We start from the raw sequence: 16,601 nt of genomic DNA, 5'->3' as shown, positions 1-16,601 counted from the left end.
GGGCACGTCCCCTCCGCCTCAGCCAGGGCGCCAGTCCTGGGGCTGCCGGCTGGTGTCAGGACAGGGCCGGGACTCCGAGCCAACGGCCTGCGTGGCTCCCAGCATTCCACGCTGCGAGCACGAGTGCTCTGACCTGGTGTGGTGAGTGGACCTCCCTGCCCACCACGGAGGGCCGGGACGCCGTGTCGGGGATTGTCTTTCGCTGACGATTCATGAGCCCCGACCCTGAGTTTCCGGGCCGCTGCCGGTGATCGCCCCGCACGGCGATTTCGACGAGGACACCCTGCCCTCGCTCGAAGTCGCCAGCAGCGGCTACCAGAGCCTGGAAGAGGGGCAGGGCGTCGAGTTCAGCGTTATCGACGGCCCCAACGGCCCGACGGCCGAAGGCGTCACCGCGAACTGACCCGCCCACCGGGCGGGGCGGGGTACCGCGCCCCGCCCGGCCCCCACGCGCGCCCGCAGTTCCCCGGGCGGCCCCCTCTCTGGCGGGGCCGGTCCGCTGGGAGCTGCGGGCGCGGGTGCTGCGGCCTGGTGGCCAGTCCGGGCCTGCTCCGCCGTGACACGGGGCGGGGCAGGCCCGGGCGCCGTTCCGTACCGTTCGGGGTCTCGGTCAGGCGGGTGCGGATCAGGCAGCCCGTTGGGCTACTTGAGATCCAGGTTGGCGAAGGGGCCTTCCGTGCTGGGTGCCTGGTTCGTGTCCTGGAGCCCAAGAACGCCGCGGATAGGGCCCTGCGCCAGGAATCCGTGGTCCTTCTTCGCGTTCTCGGCCTCGGTGAGGAAGTGGGAAAGCGCGAAGGGACTGTCCGTCTGGGCGGGGGGTTGTCCGGCTCTTCCGCGGCGGTGGCGATGCCGGCCTGCGCGGTGAGCGCGAGGCCGAGAGCGGCGAGCACGGTGATGGTGCGGCAGCGCATGAAGTCCTCCTCTGAGGCAAGGGGACTCTCCCCCGCCCCACAGGAGGATGACCAGCAGTCGCTTCCCGGGCGGGGAATGTCACCCGCCCGAGGGCAAGTCGGTGACGGGGCGCAGCACGCCGTACAGGACGTTTACGGCATGCGTGCGGCGGACGGGCCCGGCCGCGCTCCAGGCCGCTGACGACCTGGTGACCGACGCCGGGGAAGCCGTGCTGGGCGTGTGGGGCCGGGCCGGGGGACGGTGCCACGGGCAGGGGCTGCGCCCGCCCGTGGCGGGCTTGGCGGGTGGCTCAGTCGGTCAGCAGGCCGAGGCTGAAGGTGTCGCGGCAGACGGTGCCGCTGTTCCCGCGGGGAAGGCGCTGCATCGGCGGGAGGACGTCGGGGACACGGTTTCCCGTGCCGCTGTTCCCGCGCGTCGGCACGATGGCCGGTCCCGCGCCGCCTGTTCGTGTCCCGGCTCGGCCTGTCGGCTCGCGTCTTGACGGTCCATCACGGTCACTCCTTGAGGAACTCCACCGGCTGGGCCACGACGGGATCCTGTCCGTTCTCACCTGACAGCCCGCCCCGGCTGCTTTCCGGGGTGCGCTCCTGGCGGGTTGCGGAGGGCCGCGCCTGGCGTCCCTGTCACCGGCACGGTGCGACTGGGGCAGTTCGTCCGTGGCTGTCAGGTGGTGTGGAGAGCGGTACGCCCGCGGGACCCGGGCAGGACGATCTTGCCGTTGCCGACGAGCACGAACCGTTCCAGGCCCGGAACAATCACATTGAGAACCGCCAGGTGCTCACTCGCGTAGCGATGCCAGACGCGGGGGGTGAAGCCCGCACGGTCCAGTACCTTACGGAGCGCTTCCAGGTGCCCGGACGGAGTGGCCGGGGCGGCCGACTCGGTGAAGGGCAGGTTGGGTGGCGCTGGGAATGCGGGTGGAGAAGTCGGCGAGGTAGCAGCGGTGCAGCGCGGGATACGGGCCGGTGCGGTCAGGCTGCTCCTCACCCGGCTCGGACAGCCCCAGAAGGGTGCTGTGAGCATGGGCCTGGATCAGTTCGCTCAATGCCCGCTCCAGGCACGCCTCGAACACCCGGGTTCAGCGCCCGGATCAGCGAGTGGCGCGGCGGCGAGTACGTACGGGAGATCCGGGGGCTGGGCGCAACGGCTTCCAGGAGCGGTCCGGGTACAGGTACGAGATCGCCATCTGGGGGGCTTCCGGGGCTTCTATCACCAGCGGCGGAGACGCGGAGGTCTCCGGGCACGTGGAGCGGATGCCCTGCGCGACGATCAAGCACTGCCCACCCGCATTTTTCGGTCACGCCCTATTGCTATGGCTGGATTGGGTGCATCCTGGGGTCTGCGGGATCCCCGTTTCCCGCACCCCGGTCGGGCCCTGCCTCACGCTGCGAAGCGGCCAGGGCCCGCCGCCGCCCCTCCCGGCTCCCCACGGGAGGGGAATCCGCCAGACCCGAAGATGTGCGGGTGCCGGTTGAATGGGATGCGGCACCATCGGGGCCAGCGGCAGGCCGAGCAGGCGCAGAGCCCCGAGGGCGAACCGCAGAAGCTGTTCACCCCGCGAGCCGCTTCATCTCGCTGTGACGTCGACTTGCTGCTTGACGACCGCACCGCCCACGCCGCGCTCGCTCAGCGGCACCATTCTCTGCTCACCCGAACGCGGAGAACGACCGCTCCTCCCTTTCCCTCTGGGATCGCCGCACCGTGCTCCAGTCCAGCGCCTGCCGAGCCTGGGCGCGTGCCTGCTCGGCCACCTTCCGGGTTTCGGCCGGCACGTCGCCGCGCTCCCGGACCAGTCGATCGTAGATCGGCGGATGCTCAGGTATCTCTGCGGTGCTCATACCGTTGATCCTCTCGGCTCCCCGTTGATCTGTCATGCCCCGGCCCAGGGTTCCCCACGTGCGTGCGCCTACGCACGGAGTCCGCCGGTTACCACCCGCACGTCCGCCGGTGCACCCGGCTGGTTCTTGGTGGGCGTCGCCGTGTTCGCTTCGTCGATCGGAAGTTGTGGGCGGGCCTGGACGGGGGCGGTGTCCCGGACCAGGCTGTGTGGATGAACGACGAAGACGCAGCCCCCGGGGAAGACAACCGTGCGGTCAAAGTGGCCCTCTACATGGAACGCTCCAGGCCCGGATGGACCCGGGCCAGTACGGGGCTCTGGCCCGGGCGCTGCACGAGGCGTTCCATCTGCTGGCTCAAGGCCGCGAAGGCACCATCGGCTCCGAGGACGACTCCATGGAGTTCACGCCCGAGATGCATCGCGAGTTCGCAACCGTCCTCACGATGCTGCTCACCGGCAAAATGGACCAGCAGGTCGTCGATGTCCCCGGATCCGACGGCCACTCCGGCTTCGTCCTCATGGACCCTGAAGAGGCCGACGACCCCGCCAAGGTGCAGGAAGTCCGCGACTTCATCGACCAGTGGAGCACCGACCGCGAAGCCATGGACATCGAGCTGGACGGCATCGCGCGGGCCAGCAACCCGAGCACCGAAGACCACGGCGACTGAGCACCTGTCGGCCAGGTTTCCGGTGGGCAGTCAGCTCCTTCGCAGTGGGCCGGTCGGCAGGATCAGGTGCCAGGCACGCGGTGATGGTGTCGCGCCTGGGTACAGCGGTCTCAGGGGGTACTGACGGGCTCGGGGGCGGCGCTGACGAGGCGGTCCAGGCGCTCGTAGAGGGCACGGACGAGGCGGGCGCGGTCTTGGACGCAGCGCACGGTGCCTTCCATGCGGACCGCCAGTCGGCGGTCGGCTTCTTCGAGGACGATGTCGGCGAGCGCGCGGGCGGCGTGTTCGTCGGGCAGCTGGTCTGCGGCGTGGCGGACGTCTCCGGCCACGGCGCGGGCGGCGCCGGTGAGGAGCAACGCGATCTGTTGGAGGTCCGCGGGCGCCAGGCCGGGATCGCCGGTCCATCCGAACACGGCCTTGATCAGGCAATCGTGGGGAGCCCGGTCGAGCGGGAGGTCTGCTTCGAGGTGTCCTTCGGGATCGTGCAGGACCAGGTGTGTGCTGCTCATCGGTGGCTCGCCGTGTCGTCGCGGCCGTCGGCGTTGCCGTCCGGGGCGTGGGTGGTGTGGGCGAGGAAGCGGGCGTAGCCGCGGTCAGCGCGTTCCAGCAGCGCCGGAGAAGGCCGCCCGAAGTCGGGGCGCTGGAGGGCGGGGCCTTCCGGTTCGGGGCCGGCGGGTGTGGGTGCGCTCATGGGCACCGCCTTCTGTTGCTGGGTGCGTCAGTGTCGTTCGAGGCTACGGAGAGAATGGATTGGTCCTCAACGAGATTGCGGCTAATTGCGGCATGTTCACTCCAGGGCGTCGATCGCGGCCCGGATGAGGGCGCGGGCGGCGTTGCCGTAGACGGCCATCTGTGCGAGGCCGGCGAATGCCTTCATGTAGTCGGCGAGCTCGCGTGGCTGGGTCACCTTGATCTCCGCTGTCGGCGTCTCCACCACGGCCATGGTGTCGTCGTGGACGTAGAACGCTTCCAGCGGCCATACGGTGCGCTGCGCGGTGAACGGGATGATGCCCAGGGATACCGAGGCGAGCGGCATCACGGCCAGGAGGTGGCGCAGCTGCCCGCGCATCGCCTCCGGGTCGGCCGTTTGGTAGCGCAGGACGGACTCCTCGAGGAGGACGACGTAGCGGTGGCCGCCTTCGTAGAGGAAGCGGGAGCGGGTGACGCGTGCGGCGACGGCTGAGGTAGACGCGGCAGTGGCGGGTCTGCTCGTGAAGGGCGTACCAGTTCTCTTGCACCTGGCGCATGCCGCCCTGGTGCAGGCGGCGCCACTCCGTGTACATCGAGTCGACGGCGCGGGCGGTGGCGATGAGGTCGTCGGCCTGGTCGTCCGCGCCGCACGCCGAACACCAGGCGCGGATGTCCGCGTCGGAGGGCGAGGCCGCGGCCTTCTGGATGCGGGTGGTCTTCGCGGGGTGCCAGCCGCACCGGGCGGAGAGGGCCTTGCCGGTGAGGCCGGCGTTCTTGCGCAGGTGTTGCAAGCGGACGGCGAGCGCTTCGCGGGCCGCCTGTGCGCTTGAGGAGGGGGAGGCGGTCGTCATGAGGTGCGTGGCCCTTGGGTTGCGCGTCGGTCAGATGCGGTAGTCGGTGTGGTCGGTGGCCATGTCCCACACCGTACGGAACGCCTCGGCACACAGCTTGACCGCCTGCGGATCGTCGGTGTGGTCGGGCTCCAGAGCCTGGCCGTCGCCGGAGAAGATGTTCCAGCGCACGATGCGGTCGTCGATGAGCCAGAAGTCGTTGCCGGGCAGGGCGAGGGTGGAGGCGCGGCGTCGGTGCAGCCAGCGGACCTGTTCGCCGGCGCGGAGGTTGGCGTCGGTGATGGCGTGCTCGAAGCGGATGTAGTCGGTGACGTGCTCGGACACGATCCGGGCCCGCCGGACTGTCACCCCGCGGGCGACGGCCCGCTCCACCAGCGGCAGCCACCCGCTCCAGTACTCCGAGTCGTCCGCGGGCACGGCCCCGTCGCGCTGGAAGGCGTCGTAGACCTCGCGCTCCTCCCCCACGGCGTAGATGTCCCGCAGCTCCAGGTGCAGGGCGTGCTGCCGGGCGGAGTCGAGGAGGTCCTCAAAGCTGGGTGCCGGCGGCTTCTGCGGCATCGCACGCCTTCCCGATCTGATCCGCCATCCGGACCGGGATCCGGATGACTCCCTCGTCGTCCGCCGGCGGACTGTCCTGGCTGCACGCGGCCCGGGGCGCCGCGTCGGCGAACTTGCCCTGCAGAACCAGTTCCGGCCCCTGCGCGGCGTCGGTGTCGACCCGCACCGCGGGGCAGTTGCCTCCGCCCGAGTTCGGGTCCGTGCCGAAGAAAAGTAACGCCATGATCGCCTTCGAAGCGAGCGGGTTGCGTGGAGTTGCGCACCGGCCGTCCCGCAGGCCGGAGTCGGCGTCAAGGGCCTCTTTCCCGGGCCGGTCGCTGGTGACGGTGACGGCGTTTCGTCCGTCCGGGTGACCAGCACCCCGAGGCAGCGGGGGCAGGGGGCGCGGCCCCTCTACCGTGCCGCGGTCCCCGATCCCCGGAACGGGTCAACCAGCACCCGGTGCCGCGCCAGACTGATCGGATGACACAGGCACCACGGGTGTATGGCACCGAGCACGACGGTCCCGCGACCGGGCCACTGCCCGGCCACACCTACCGCGAGCTGACCGGCGGTCCGCTGGAGGGACAGCTGATCGAGGTCACCGGCTGGACGGAGGAGGGAGGCTGGTCAGAGGACTTTCAAACGGCTGCCGGGCACTGGCCGGGTGCCTGGGCCCGGGCGCCGGGCCGCGCTGGATGGTGGATGAGGCTCACGGCGCAGCCGGATCTCCACTCGATCGAAGCTGCTCTTCGGCCGGTGCCGTATGCATGGCACGGCGTCGACAGGTACGTCCGGCGGCCGCGCGCGGGAGCGGCCATCTGCTTATGGGCGGGGGCCGGCCTGCGGGGGCCGGTAGGGTCCGCCTCCAGGGCGGTCCCGCTCCTGGGAGCGTCTCTTCCGGATGACCAGGAGGTCGGCTCCCGCCGTGCCGGCGACGAGGGCGCATGCCGTTGCGAGGAGCCACAGTTGTGTGCTGCTCGGAGTGGCCCCGGGGCTGGCGGAAGCTGCCAGCACGGCGAGCAGCAGACACGCGGCGCAGAATGCGATGAGTGCAGAAGCGGCCAGGGCCTTTCTGAGCTGAAGGGGGCTTCGGGCGTTTATCGGCTCTGTACCTCGCCTCATGCGCATCACCTCCCATGAACGTGTGCGTGTACGTGTGCATGGCTGTGGGTTCCCCGTTTCGCGTGGACGAACCGCGTCCTGGACGGGGCCAGGCCTCTCCATGCCTGCTTCATCGTGACGGGGGCGTCGGCGAGGGGGCTTGCAGGTGCAGGCCTGGGCGCAGCCGGTGATGGTGCGGCGGTTCGGCTCGGGAGGACCTCCGGGGCGCCGACATGCCCGCCCGTGCCGACGCCCCGGCCGGGGCGTCGGCGCTGTGCCGGTGTCCGGGTAAGGGCTCGGCAGCCCGCTGGGGCCGGCTTCGTGTTTCAGCGTTCCTCGCGCTGCTGGGGGCTGTGGGCGGGTGTAGGGGCCGGGCCGCGCCCCGTCTGTGTCAGTGGCGTTCTCACATGCCGGTGCAGTTCCGGAGGCAGTTGTCCGCCCCGGGCCGCGGTCACGAGGGCTTCGGCGACGAGGCGGGCTTTGGTGTTGGAGTGCTGCGAGATCCGTACCAAGAGCTGCCATGCCTCCTCCGGTGAGCAGCGAGTCCAGGCGATCAGGACCCCGCAGGCCCGGTCGATCACCGCGTGGCTGGCCAGCGCCTGCTCCAGCTGCCGGACACGTTTCTGCAGTTCGCTCTCGTGGTCACCCGGGGGTTTTGCCCTGTCGCCGGCAGGCGTGTCCGGGGCCTGCCGGGCTGGGGAAGTGAACTCGGCCATGGCCCACATTTTCCAGCACAGCCCCGCCCGATGCCCGGCAACGCCCGGCCCCGGGCGCACCCCGCGCAGATGGCCGGGCCCGCTCAACGGCTGCGCCGCCGGGGGCTCTATGTCGTTCGTCAAGGATATGGCGCCGGGTATGGGGCTACGTGGGATGGTTGTGCGGCGAGGGTGACGGTGGAGGTTCGAGACTCGTAGAAGGTGCCGTTCCGGAGCATGGCGAAGAGGACACTGATGCGTTGACGGGCGAGGCAGAGGAGGGCTTGGGTGTGGGTGCTGCCGCGGGCGCGTTCATTACGATTAGCCGAACTGGGGGATGCTCCGGGGTGCCCCGAAGGCTGTCTCCCACTCCCCCGGCCCGTGTCGTCCGCCTGCGGACCCGGGCCCGCAGGCGGAGGCCCATATCAGTCCTCGGTGTGCTGGTCGAGCAGCGCCGCGAACCCCTGGGCGAGCTCGTACGCACGCCCCGCGTCGTGGTCGTAGCTCGTCACGGGGCCACCGGGAGTGAGCACGAGGGGGTTGCCCGCAGCGTCGAAGGACACGACGAGTCCACGGTCGGTGCCGGGCCATCCGTCGCGGCGGAAGCGCAGGGTGAGGTCTACGACGCTCACGTGCTCCAGCAGGTCCGAGTTCCGCAGCCCGTACACGGGGACGCCGACATAGCAACCCCCGAAACGCTCGACGAACTCGGCGTAATCCGGGTCGAGGCCGACCCCAAGAGGGGAAATCGCGGACGCGAGTTCCCCTCGGTCCGTCGGCGTGCCGGCGCCGTAACGCCGGACGGCGCGCTCCAAACGGTCCAGCAGCGCGGATGGAAAGGGCATGCCGTGATCCTAAGGCTGCGGCAGGTGACATTGGTACGGCACAGGATGGCGCAGGGCTGCCCGATCGCCCCGAGGGTACGGATACGTATTTCGTGCTGGCCGCAGGGGTACGTCGACCATGACGGGCCGAGCGCGGTTGCACTGGACCTTGGAGATCTGCTCGACCACGAGGTGGGAGGCAGCGAACGTGGCTGAAGCGGACCACGACCATCTCGGCGTTCCGGACCTTTGACCACATTATGCGGGCGAACAGCGTTACCACTGCGGTCAGTTGGCCGCTGCGGGCGGAGCCGAGCCTACGAGGCTACGCGCGGGGGGCCGTGCCGGTGAGGACCCTGGGCCGGGTGGGTGGGCGGTCCTCCGGACGGGCGGGTAAACAGGCCCGGCCCCGGGGTTGCGGGTAGAACGGGAGACGGAGCCCGGGGTGGTCCAGGGCGCGTCCGCCGGGTCTCTCCAGCAGCGGGCGGGACACCCCGGACCGCCGCCCCCAGGGGGTGGCGTCACCGGTGACGCCACCCACGTGTGCGCTGTTCCCGGCCGGTACGGGCCCTCCCTGCTGGTCCGCTCGACATCACCGCCCTGTCCCGTACGCGCCCTGCGCAGCCCCACACCGGGGTGCAGCCGGACCGGGCTGGGGGTCAACGTCCGCGCTCTTGCCGGGGTGCGGGGCGGTCTGATGACGGTGTGCCGGTACCGCTGGTTCGGAGGGGGCGGGCTGCTTCGGCGCGGCCGTGTCCGGGGCGGTGGTGGTGGAGCGGGAGCGGGCTGCGGTGGTGAAGACGCGGGGCCGGTGGGCGCCACGGCCAGTCATCCGAGACCACCGGCCGGGAACTGGGAGATCACCACCGGGGGGCGGAAGGTCTAGGCCTAAAGGTGGCGGGTAAACGGCGGGAAGAGCCCCGGGGCGCCCCACAGGTTCCGCCGGACAGCCCTCCGGCAGGCCACCGCCCCGGGGCTCACTACTGCAATCACCTCCACATCCGAACATCTCTTCACGCCAGACACGTCAGAGACATGCCTGACCGGTTCGGCGAGGTCCGGCTGGCGAAAATGCTCGGCTTCAGGTCACAGATGGGAGGGCAGGTGCGTCAGCTCTGCTACCTCCAGGACATGACGGACGAGGAGTGGACACTCAGTTGTTGAACCGCTGCCGCCGCCGCTGGCCTGTGGCACCCGCCTGCGGCGGCCTGGCCGACGTCAGCGCAGGGGCGGAGACGTCGGGGTCAAGGGCGTGGCGTCAGCTCTGCCGGGCAGCGGAGCCGGTCGGGCTGGAGGCGGTGCTGGCGTTCTTGCCCGTTTCGATCAGGATCTGCGCGGTGTCGTTGGCCGCGTTGTGGTCGAAGGGGCGCTCCTGGCCGGTGAAGGTGACCTTGCCGGTGGTGCGGCCGACGGCCTTGTCGATGCGCAGGACGAAGGGGTAGCTCTCGCCGCCGTCCACGTCCACCCAGGACTGCGAGGTGCCGCAGCTGTAGTGCGTCTTGGTGACCGCGTCGCAGTATCCGTGCGCCTTGACGACGGACGTGCCCTTCGGGATCCGGATGTCGACGGTGGTCACGCTCTGGCCGGTCTTCCCCTGCACGCGGGCGGGGCCCTTGTTGGCGAACTTCACCGTCGCGGTGACCTTGTCGCCCACCTTCCCCTTCCCCTCGGTGCCGGTCAGGGCGAAGTCGGCGGTGTTCGCAACGTTCACCTTGGCCTTGGCGACCGGTTCGGGGTGGTTCTGCCGGTCGGTGTCGGTGGCCGGAGCCTTCTCCACGAGGGTGAGCGGGTCGCCTGTGCCCGGCACGGGCTCGCTGGAGCCGCCGTCGCCCGGGTCCGGCGCGTCGGTGCCAATCGTCATCCGCAGGTCCTCGCGGAATGCGGAGCCGAGCGCCTTGAGGGGGACGGGCTTCGCCGTTCCGTAGACGACGCCCGGCTTCAGAGGCTGCTCGATCTTGCAGGAAGCGACGTTCGACGCGGGCATCTCGTCGTACGAGGGGACGGTGTAGTACGTGCAGTTCTTGTACGTCTCGTCCGCCTTCAGACCCGGCGACACCGCGTACGTCACCCAGACCGCAGGCACCTCCGCCGTCCCCTTGTTGAGGAAAGTCAGCGGAGTCGAGAACGAGCTCCCGGGCTGGACTCCCTCGACCGGCGCGATCGTTCCCACGCCGAGATCCGGCTCCGGGGCGGCGGCGAACGCCGGCACGGCGGCCACCGCCACCAGCGCTGCGGCTAGGACGGTGGTCCCGCCGCGCAGGACACGGGTACGGGAATCTGAGATACGCATACAAATCCTTCAATCGTGGGGCTGGTAAGGCGGGTGGGGCAGGGAGCAACGAACTGCGGTCCTTCAACTCTCAAGACCGGTGCAGAGCAAGGCGAGTAGTGCCAGCCGGATCTGTCGTGACAGAACACGGACATGAACGATCAGAACCGGCCACGGACGGCGGACCCGGGCTCACCTTGCTGCCCCGGCAGCTCGCGATCGAGGACGGCGTCGTGGTGGGCGAGCAGGAATTCGGGCCTTGCCGCTTGCTGATGCGCGCTGGCCACAGGCCGACCGGTTCTCGGGGCTCAGTCTCCTCTGGCCTGGGCGGGGGCTCAGCGGAGCAGCAGGCCGCGGATCGCGTCGGTGATCTCGTCGGGTGCCTCCTCGGCCATGAAGTGTCCCGCGCCGGTCAGTCGGTGGTCCAGGTCGGGCGCCCATGCGTTCCAGACCGCAGCGGCGTCGTAGCCCAGTCGCGCGCCCCAGTTCTGTTGGAGGACGGTCACGGGCATGGCGAGCTGGGAACCGGCGTCCTGGTCCGCCTGGTCGTGTGTGACGTCGATGCCCGCCGAGGCCCGGTAGTCGGCGACGATCGAGGGGACGGATGCGGCGCTTGCTCGCAGGTAGGCGGACCGGACGGGGTCCGGCATGGCATCCGGGTTGCCGGCCCAGGCGTCGAGGAAGGAGCCGAAGAAGGCGTCGGCACTGTTGGTGATCATCGTTTCCGGCAGTCCCGGAGGCTGCGCCATGAGGAACAGGTGGTAGCCGACCGCCGCCGGGACACCGTGCAGGACGTCCCACATATCCAGGGTCGGCACGACGTCGAGGATGCCCAGGTGCGTGAGCGTCTCGGGATGGTCCAGTCCTGCCCGGAAAGCGACCAGGGCGCCCCGGTCGTGGCCGACCAGGGCGAAGCGCTCATGGCCGAGCGCCGCCGCCAGGGCGACGACGTCGGCGGCCATGGTGCGCTTGGAGTACACCTCCGGGCCGGTGGCCGCCGGCTTGTCGCTGGCGCCGTAGCCGCGCAGGTCGGGGCAGATCACCGTGTGCTCGCCGGCGAGCCGCTCGGCAACGTGCCGCCACATCAGATGGGTCTGGGGGAAGCCGTGCAGCAGCACGACGGGGCTGCCGCCGCCGCCGACCGCTGCAGCCAGTTCTACCCCGGCAGTGCCAGGCAGACGGACGTGGTCGAAGCCTGGGATCGTCAGAGTCATGAAAGGCCCTTTCCTGGGGCGGAGGACCTGCTAAGGCCTTGGTCCGGAAGTAACAGGGCCAGCGTGGGCGACGGCAATCAGCAGCCGATCAGTACGCTTCGGCGCCGCCGGGCCGCGACACGCAAGATGGAGAGCATGCGAATCGACGTCCTAGGTGCCCTGCGGGCCTTCCACGACGACGGCACCCCGGCCGACCTGGGAGGGCCCCGCCACCGTGAGGTCCTCGCCCGGCTTGTCGCCGCCGGGGGCCGGATGGTCTCCACCGACACCCTGGTGGACGACCTCTGGGCCGAGCCGCCGGCGCGTGCCGTGGGGGCACTGCGTACGTTCGTCGCCGCGCTGCGCCGCGCCATCGAACCCGACCGGCCACCGCGCACCCCGCCGCAGGTCCTCGTCACGGAAGGCCCCGGCTACGCACTGCGCCTACCGCCTCACGCCGTGGACGTCCACCGGTTCGAGGACGCCCTGTCCCGCGCCCGGCGCACCCCCGATGGGCTGACCGGCCTCGACGCGGCGCTCGCATCCTGGCGCGGGGCCGCCTACGCCGACGTGACCGGCTCCGCGTGGGCCCAGCGCGAACAGACCCGGCTGGAGGAACTGAGGCTGGAAGGGGTGGAACTGCGGGCCCGCCTTATCCTTGACGCCGGCTCGGGAGCCGAGCTGGTCGCCGACCTGGGCGCCCACGTCACCGAACACCCCTGGCGTGAGCCGGCTTGGGGGCTGCTGGCCCGCGCACTGCACCGGGCCGGCCGTCAGGCGGACGCACTGGCCACCCTCCGCCGCGCCCGCAGGATGCTCGCGGACCAGCTCGGGCTTGACCCCGGTGCCGGCCTCCGGCGCCTGGAGACGGACATCCTCCACGGAGCCACGACGCTCCAGCCCTCACCTTCAGTGTGGACGGCAGGCGGACAACTCGGCCCGCGCACCACCGTCGAACTGGCCCGCACCCTGTCCCTGGGGGGTGGCGACGCCCTGACCCACGCGCGGCGCGACCGGCTCGCCGCCGTCCGAGCGGCCGAACGCACCGGCGACATCGCCCTGACCGCCCGCGTCATCGGCGCCTACGACGTGCCCGCCCTCTGGAGCCGGGCCGACGACCCCGAGCAGTCCCGCGCCGTCGTCGCGGCGGCCGAACGCACACTCACCGCGCTCGGCACCGACGGCCCCGCCGAACTCCGCGCCCGCTTGCTGGCCACCGTAGCGGTCGAGAGCCGCAGCGCCGATCTGTCCGCAGTCGGCCAGAAGCGCGCCGGACAGGCGGCGCGCGAGGCCGAGGCGCTGGCCCGGGGGCTAGATGATCCCGCCCTGCTCCTGTTCACCCTCAACGGCGTGTTCCTCCAGTCCTTCACCCGGCCCGGGCTCGCGGCGGCACGGGACGTGACCGGGGCCGAGATCCTCGACCTCGCCACCCGGCACCAGCTGCCGAACTTCGCCGTGCTGGGCCGGCTCATCCGCCTGCAATGCGCCTCCGCTCTCGGCGACCTAGACGCCGCGACCGCACACGCCGAGGCCGCCGAGCATCTCGCCGTCAGCACCGAGGCGTCACTCGTCCCCGTACTCACCGCCTGGTTCCGGGCCCGGGTCACGGCAGCACACAGCACCGCGACAGACGGACCGTCCGCCGCCACGGCCGCGGCGCACTACCGCGCCGCCGAGGAAACCCTCGCCGCGACAAGGGGCATGCCCGGGCTGCACCGCGGCCTGTTCGCCTTCGCCCTCCTGGGCCTGCGCCTCCTGCACGGCCGCCCGGCGCCCACCGACCCCGCTCTCGACTGGGGCCCGTACCGACCCTGGACGCACCCCTTGACGCTGCTCGCCCACCACCGCGACGAAGAGGCCCGTGCCGCCCTGATGCTGACGCCAGCACCGCCCCTTGACCACATGCAGGAGGCACTCTGGTGCTTGACCGCCCACGCCGCCGCCCGCCTCGGCGAGCACACGGTCGCCGCCCGCGCGGCCACAGCCCTACGCGCCGCACGCACCGAAGACGCGGGCGGCGCAAGCGGAATGCTGACACTGGGGCCGGTCACGCGGTACCTGGCGGAGGCAGAGACCTGCGCCAACGAGAAATGACCCACGCCGTCCACAGAACTCGCCCCCCATGGGGCCACGCCTGTTCGCCGTCGCAGGAACCGACCAGGTCCTACGCATCCACCCCACCCTCGCCGCCGCCCGCACCCGCTGACACCGCGCCCCCTGCCAGGGCATGATCGAACCGTCGGACCGGCGACCACTCCTCGCCGGTCCGACCACCACAGTGCGCCCTCACCGACCGGTTCCCCCGGCCCCCGGGGTAAGACGGAGCAGCATGGCGTGGAAGAGCGGGGCGTCTGGGAGGCGGGGGCGCAGGTCTCCGAGGGTGGTCCAGCCCCATGACTGGTACAGGGCGTGGACCTTGGGATGGGTCTGGTCGACGAGGAGCGTTGCGCGCTGTTCGGACCGGACGGTCAGCAGGGTGTCGTGGAGGCGGCGGGCGGTGCCGGTCTTGCGCCAGGGTTCACGGACCATGAGTTCGGACAGCGCGTAGGTGCGGGTTCCGGTCTCCGCGGTGGTGTCGGCGGGGACCTGGGTGAGCAGGCCGCGCCACCAGAGTGTCCCCGGTGGGAGGGGTGCTCCGTAGGCGTAGCCGACCGGTTGGTCGTTGTCGTAGCCGACGACGCAGGTCCAGCCGGGCCGTGCGGTCCAGTGGTCGAGTCCTTCGGCGAAGCGGTCCGGGGAGGCGAACGGGTCCGTCCGTGCGGCGTCCGCGTAGACCTCGGTGTACACGCCGAGGAGCAGCGGGCGCAGTGCGCGGGCCTGGGTGCCGGTGTAGTGGCGCATCTTTATGCCGGTGGTCACGCGGGTCGTCTCCTAGGCGGTGGCGAGCTGGTGGTGGAGGGTGGCGAGGTTCTGGGCGATACCCGTCGTAGTCCGAGCCGATCAGGTCCAGAACCTCGTCCCAGACCGCGTCCAGCTCCTCCACGTCGTCGTCCATCCACGCGTCCACCGCCCGGTCCCACACACCCCGGACGCTGACACTGCGGCTGGACGCGATCCCCAGCATCCGCGGCCTCCGTGGACAGCCTCGGCACCGGCCGGGCCGGCTGTTCGCCCGCGGCTACGACTACGACAAGTACCGCCGCATCCTCCGAGCCCGCGGCATCACACCCAAGATCGCCCGCCGAGGCGTCCCGCACGGCTCCGGGCTGGGCAAGACACGCTGGGCCGTCGAGCGGACCTTCGCCTGGCTCCACCAGTTCAAACGACTCCGGACCCGCTACGAGATACGCGCCGACCTCCACATCGGACTACTCCAACTAGCCTGCAGCATCATCTGCTTGAGAAGCCTACGAACCTCATTCTGAAACGATCAGTTAGTTGGGGGTGGAGGCATGGGGCGTTATCCGGCGAAGCCGGGAGCGTCTGTGCGGGATGACATGTCGGAGGTGGTGGTCGTGACGCTGATGGCGAGGGTGGCCATGTCATCGTCGCGTCGCCCGCCGGCCCACCGGTAGACGGCTTCGGCGAGCGTGTCGAGCACCTCGGTGGGAGCGGCAGGTCTTCCGTCAGGAAAGGTGAGTTGGGTGGGGTCGTAGAAGGCTCCGTCGGCATCGCGGGCTTCGGTGACCCCGTCGGTGACGAACAGCAGAACGTCACCGGCGGCAAGAGAGATGGTGTCGGTTGTGGCGGGCTGGGAGACGAGGTCTCCCATGCCGAGGGGAAGGCCAGGGTCGGCCGGCTGCAGTTCGGTGACACGGCCGGAGCGGATGAGGTAGGGGGCAGGGTGGCCTCGGTTGAGCAGTCGTAGGGTGCGGCCCGCGTGGTCGATCTCGGCGATGAGGGCTGTCGTGAACTCCTCGTCGTGGCTGGTGTGGGCGTGCGGGGCCTGGTCGCGTCCGAGGGACTGTTCCAGCCGTTCAGCGAGTTCATCCAGGCTGGATGTGTGATGGGCGGCTTCGCGGAAGGCGCCGATCAGCGTGGTGGTGATGGAGACGGCGCCGATCCCCTTTCCTCTGATGTCGCCGATGAGGACACGGATTCCGAAGGGGGTGTCCTGGATGGCGTAGGCGTCCCCGCCGATCCGGGCTTCGGCATCCGCCGCCTCATAGCGGGCAGCTACCCGGAGCGGCCCGATCCGGGTGGGAGGGGCGGGCAGGACTGCGCGCTGCAGCGCCCCGGCCACCGACCAGGCGGCGGCCAGACGGCGGTCGCGGCGCTCGAGCATCCAGTGCACGTCCAGGCCGATGAGCACGGCGAGAAAGACCGTGACCTCTTCCACCCAGCCGGTGCCGCTGTCAAGGATCCCGACCCGCCAGTCCAGCAGCACGGTGACGGCCAGCGCGAACGCCCCCGTCCAGGCCGCGCCGCGGAAGGACATCATCACGCCCGCGAGCACACACGCGGCCGCGATCAGAGGTACCCAGGTGTAACCGATCGGCGTCAGCGCGTCACCGAGCGCCGCGACGACGATCAGCACCAGGGGGAACCAGCGCGCACAAGGCCACCGGGCAGTCAGGCGATCCATCCCTCAGTCCCCGCAACTATGGACGACAGCCGCCCCCGCCGATCCCAGTTTCCAACCTCCCTCTTCGAGAGGCAAACCAGATCCGGCACCGGCGCGCAAGGGCGGCTCGGGGACGGTATGCAGAGCAGTGGGCTGGCAGCTATACGGCGAGAGCCTCTTCGTCATCGGACCGTGGTGTGCGATCTGCGCGCCCTACTCAAGAGATGGCGGCCGGCCGCTGCCTGCCCGGCGCGGATCCGGCGCTTGGCGACGGCCCTGGCATGCAGACGGTGATGGCCGGCCAGCTCGGGATCAGTGAGCACCACTACCGGTGGCTGGGGACCTGTCGCCGGGTGCCGGAACTTACCCGAGGTCCGGCCGGTGGACCGAGCATTTGCGATCCGCACTGGCGGGGGTCAACCTCGCTTTGGCTGGCCGGGGCGCACGGACGGCCAGAAAACTTCCTGCTCTTGGTGGGATCAGCAGGTGATGGTTGCGGGTGACCGAAGTGGCGTCA

16 protein-coding genes and 2 pseudogenes are annotated in these 16,601 nt (G+C 70.7%); 5 read left to right on the top strand and 13 right to left on the bottom strand.

All coding sequences use genetic code 11. From position 1 onward, the window contains the following. Positions 1 to 247: 247 nt before the first annotated feature. Positions 248 to 403, top strand: coding sequence for a cold shock domain-containing protein (locus ACIRJT_RS37075; protein ID WP_403918536.1), 156 nt, complete (start codon positions 248 to 250; stop codon positions 401 to 403). 798 nt (positions 404 to 1,201) lie between these two features. Here the strand turns inward: ACIRJT_RS37075 and ACIRJT_RS37070 are convergent. Continuing rightward, positions 1,202 to 1,333, bottom strand: coding sequence for a hypothetical protein (locus ACIRJT_RS37070; protein ID WP_403918534.1), 132 nt, complete (start codon positions 1,331 to 1,333; stop codon positions 1,202 to 1,204). Positions 1,334 to 2,558: 1,225 nt separating this feature from the next. Continuing rightward, positions 2,559 to 2,750 (bottom strand): hypothetical protein, encoded by a 192-nt coding sequence (locus tag ACIRJT_RS37065; RefSeq protein ID WP_403918532.1) that lies wholly within the window; start codon positions 2,748 to 2,750, stop codon positions 2,559 to 2,561. 292 nt (positions 2,751 to 3,042) lie between these two features. Between ACIRJT_RS37065 and ACIRJT_RS37060 the strand changes: the two genes are divergently transcribed. Further along, positions 3,043 to 3,417 carry a hypothetical protein gene (locus tag ACIRJT_RS37060; protein ID WP_403918529.1) on the top strand — a complete coding sequence of 125 codons (375 nt, stop codon included), beginning with the start codon at positions 3,043 to 3,045 and terminating at the stop codon, positions 3,415 to 3,417. 110 nt (positions 3,418 to 3,527) lie between these two features. Here ACIRJT_RS37060 and ACIRJT_RS37055 read toward each other — a convergent pair whose 3' ends face one another. The 7 genes and pseudogenes from ACIRJT_RS37055 to ACIRJT_RS37025 form a co-directional block, all read right to left on the bottom strand. Further along, the gene (locus ACIRJT_RS37055; protein WP_403918526.1) at positions 3,528 to 3,926 is read right to left on the bottom strand and encodes a restriction endonuclease; all 399 of its coding nucleotides are present in this window, start codon (positions 3,924 to 3,926) and stop codon (positions 3,528 to 3,530) included. Further along, complete coding sequence (locus tag ACIRJT_RS37050; protein ID WP_403918523.1) at positions 3,923 to 4,108, bottom strand: hypothetical protein; 186 nt, start codon at positions 4,106 to 4,108, stop codon at positions 3,923 to 3,925. Before ACIRJT_RS37050 ends, ACIRJT_RS37055 begins: the two co-directional genes overlap by 4 nt. Positions 4,109 to 4,204: 96 nt before the next feature. After that, positions 4,205 to 4,958: pseudogene (locus tag ACIRJT_RS37045) on the bottom strand (Scr1 family TA system antitoxin-like transcriptional regulator). A 30-nt stretch (positions 4,959 to 4,988) separates the two neighbouring features. Further along, the gene (locus tag ACIRJT_RS37040; RefSeq protein WP_403918520.1) at positions 4,989 to 5,516 is read right to left on the bottom strand and encodes a DUF6879 family protein; all 528 of its coding nucleotides are present in this window, start codon (positions 5,514 to 5,516) and stop codon (positions 4,989 to 4,991) included. Continuing rightward, entirely contained in the window at positions 5,485 to 5,739 is a 255-nt protein-coding gene (locus ACIRJT_RS37035) for a hypothetical protein (protein WP_403918517.1), read from the bottom strand. The genes ACIRJT_RS37040 and ACIRJT_RS37035 overlap by 32 nt, the downstream gene beginning before the upstream one ends. A 1,186-nt stretch (positions 5,740 to 6,925) precedes the next feature. Beyond that, positions 6,926 to 7,315 carry an ANTAR domain-containing protein gene (locus tag ACIRJT_RS37030; RefSeq protein WP_403918514.1) on the bottom strand — a complete coding sequence of 130 codons (390 nt, stop codon included), beginning with the start codon at positions 7,313 to 7,315 and terminating at the stop codon, positions 6,926 to 6,928. Between the two features lie 404 nt (positions 7,316 to 7,719). After that, positions 7,720 to 8,139 carry an SMI1/KNR4 family protein gene (locus tag ACIRJT_RS37025; RefSeq protein WP_403918511.1) on the bottom strand — a complete coding sequence of 140 codons (420 nt, stop codon included), beginning with the start codon at positions 8,137 to 8,139 and terminating at the stop codon, positions 7,720 to 7,722. Between the two features lie 1,014 nt (positions 8,140 to 9,153). Between ACIRJT_RS37025 and ACIRJT_RS37020 the strand changes: the two genes are divergently transcribed. After that, on the top strand, positions 9,154 to 9,282 hold the full coding sequence (locus ACIRJT_RS37020; RefSeq protein WP_403918509.1) for a hypothetical protein: 129 nt from the start codon (positions 9,154 to 9,156) through the stop codon (positions 9,280 to 9,282). A 94-nt stretch (positions 9,283 to 9,376) separates the two neighbouring features. Here ACIRJT_RS37020 and ACIRJT_RS37015 read toward each other — a convergent pair whose 3' ends face one another. Together ACIRJT_RS37015 and ACIRJT_RS37010 are read right to left on the bottom strand one after the other, a co-directional pair. Next, positions 9,377 to 10,408: a peptidase gene (locus ACIRJT_RS37015; protein ID WP_403918506.1), complete on the bottom strand. Its 1,032-nt coding sequence runs from the start codon at positions 10,406 to 10,408 to the stop codon at positions 9,377 to 9,379. 314 nt (positions 10,409 to 10,722) lie between these two features. Beyond that, on the bottom strand, positions 10,723 to 11,601 hold the full coding sequence (locus ACIRJT_RS37010; RefSeq protein ID WP_403918504.1) for an alpha/beta fold hydrolase: 879 nt from the start codon (positions 11,599 to 11,601) through the stop codon (positions 10,723 to 10,725). A gap of 135 nt (positions 11,602 to 11,736) precedes the next feature. Here ACIRJT_RS37010 and ACIRJT_RS37005 point away from each other — a divergent pair, with 135 nt between their 5' ends. Then, positions 11,737 to 13,674 carry a BTAD domain-containing putative transcriptional regulator gene (locus tag ACIRJT_RS37005; RefSeq protein ID WP_403918501.1) on the top strand — a complete coding sequence of 646 codons (1,938 nt, stop codon included), beginning with the start codon at positions 11,737 to 11,739 and terminating at the stop codon, positions 13,672 to 13,674. 192 nt (positions 13,675 to 13,866) lie between these two features. Here ACIRJT_RS37005 and ACIRJT_RS37000 read toward each other — a convergent pair whose 3' ends face one another. Next, the gene (locus ACIRJT_RS37000) at positions 13,867 to 14,439 is read right to left on the bottom strand and encodes a GNAT family N-acetyltransferase (RefSeq protein ID WP_403918499.1); all 573 of its coding nucleotides are present in this window, start codon (positions 14,437 to 14,439) and stop codon (positions 13,867 to 13,869) included. 185 nt (positions 14,440 to 14,624) lie between these two features. Between ACIRJT_RS37000 and ACIRJT_RS36995 the strand changes: the two are divergent. Then, a pseudogene (locus ACIRJT_RS36995) lies at positions 14,625 to 14,945 on the top strand (transposase); the annotation flags it as partial. Positions 14,946 to 14,980: 35 nt separating this feature from the next. Here ACIRJT_RS36995 and ACIRJT_RS36990 read toward each other — a convergent pair. After that, complete coding sequence (locus tag ACIRJT_RS36990; RefSeq protein WP_403918497.1) at positions 14,981 to 16,105, bottom strand: PP2C family protein-serine/threonine phosphatase; 1,125 nt, start codon at positions 16,103 to 16,105, stop codon at positions 14,981 to 14,983. Positions 16,106 to 16,601 lie beyond the last annotated feature (496 nt).

The sequence above is a fragment of the Streptomyces sp. NPDC102283 genome, from assembly GCF_044766265.1.
Classification (GTDB): Bacteria; Actinomycetota; Actinomycetes; order Streptomycetales; family Streptomycetaceae; genus Streptomyces.
Note: the sequence above shows the minus strand (reverse complement) of the source record. Positions and strands in the feature narration are given on the sequence as shown.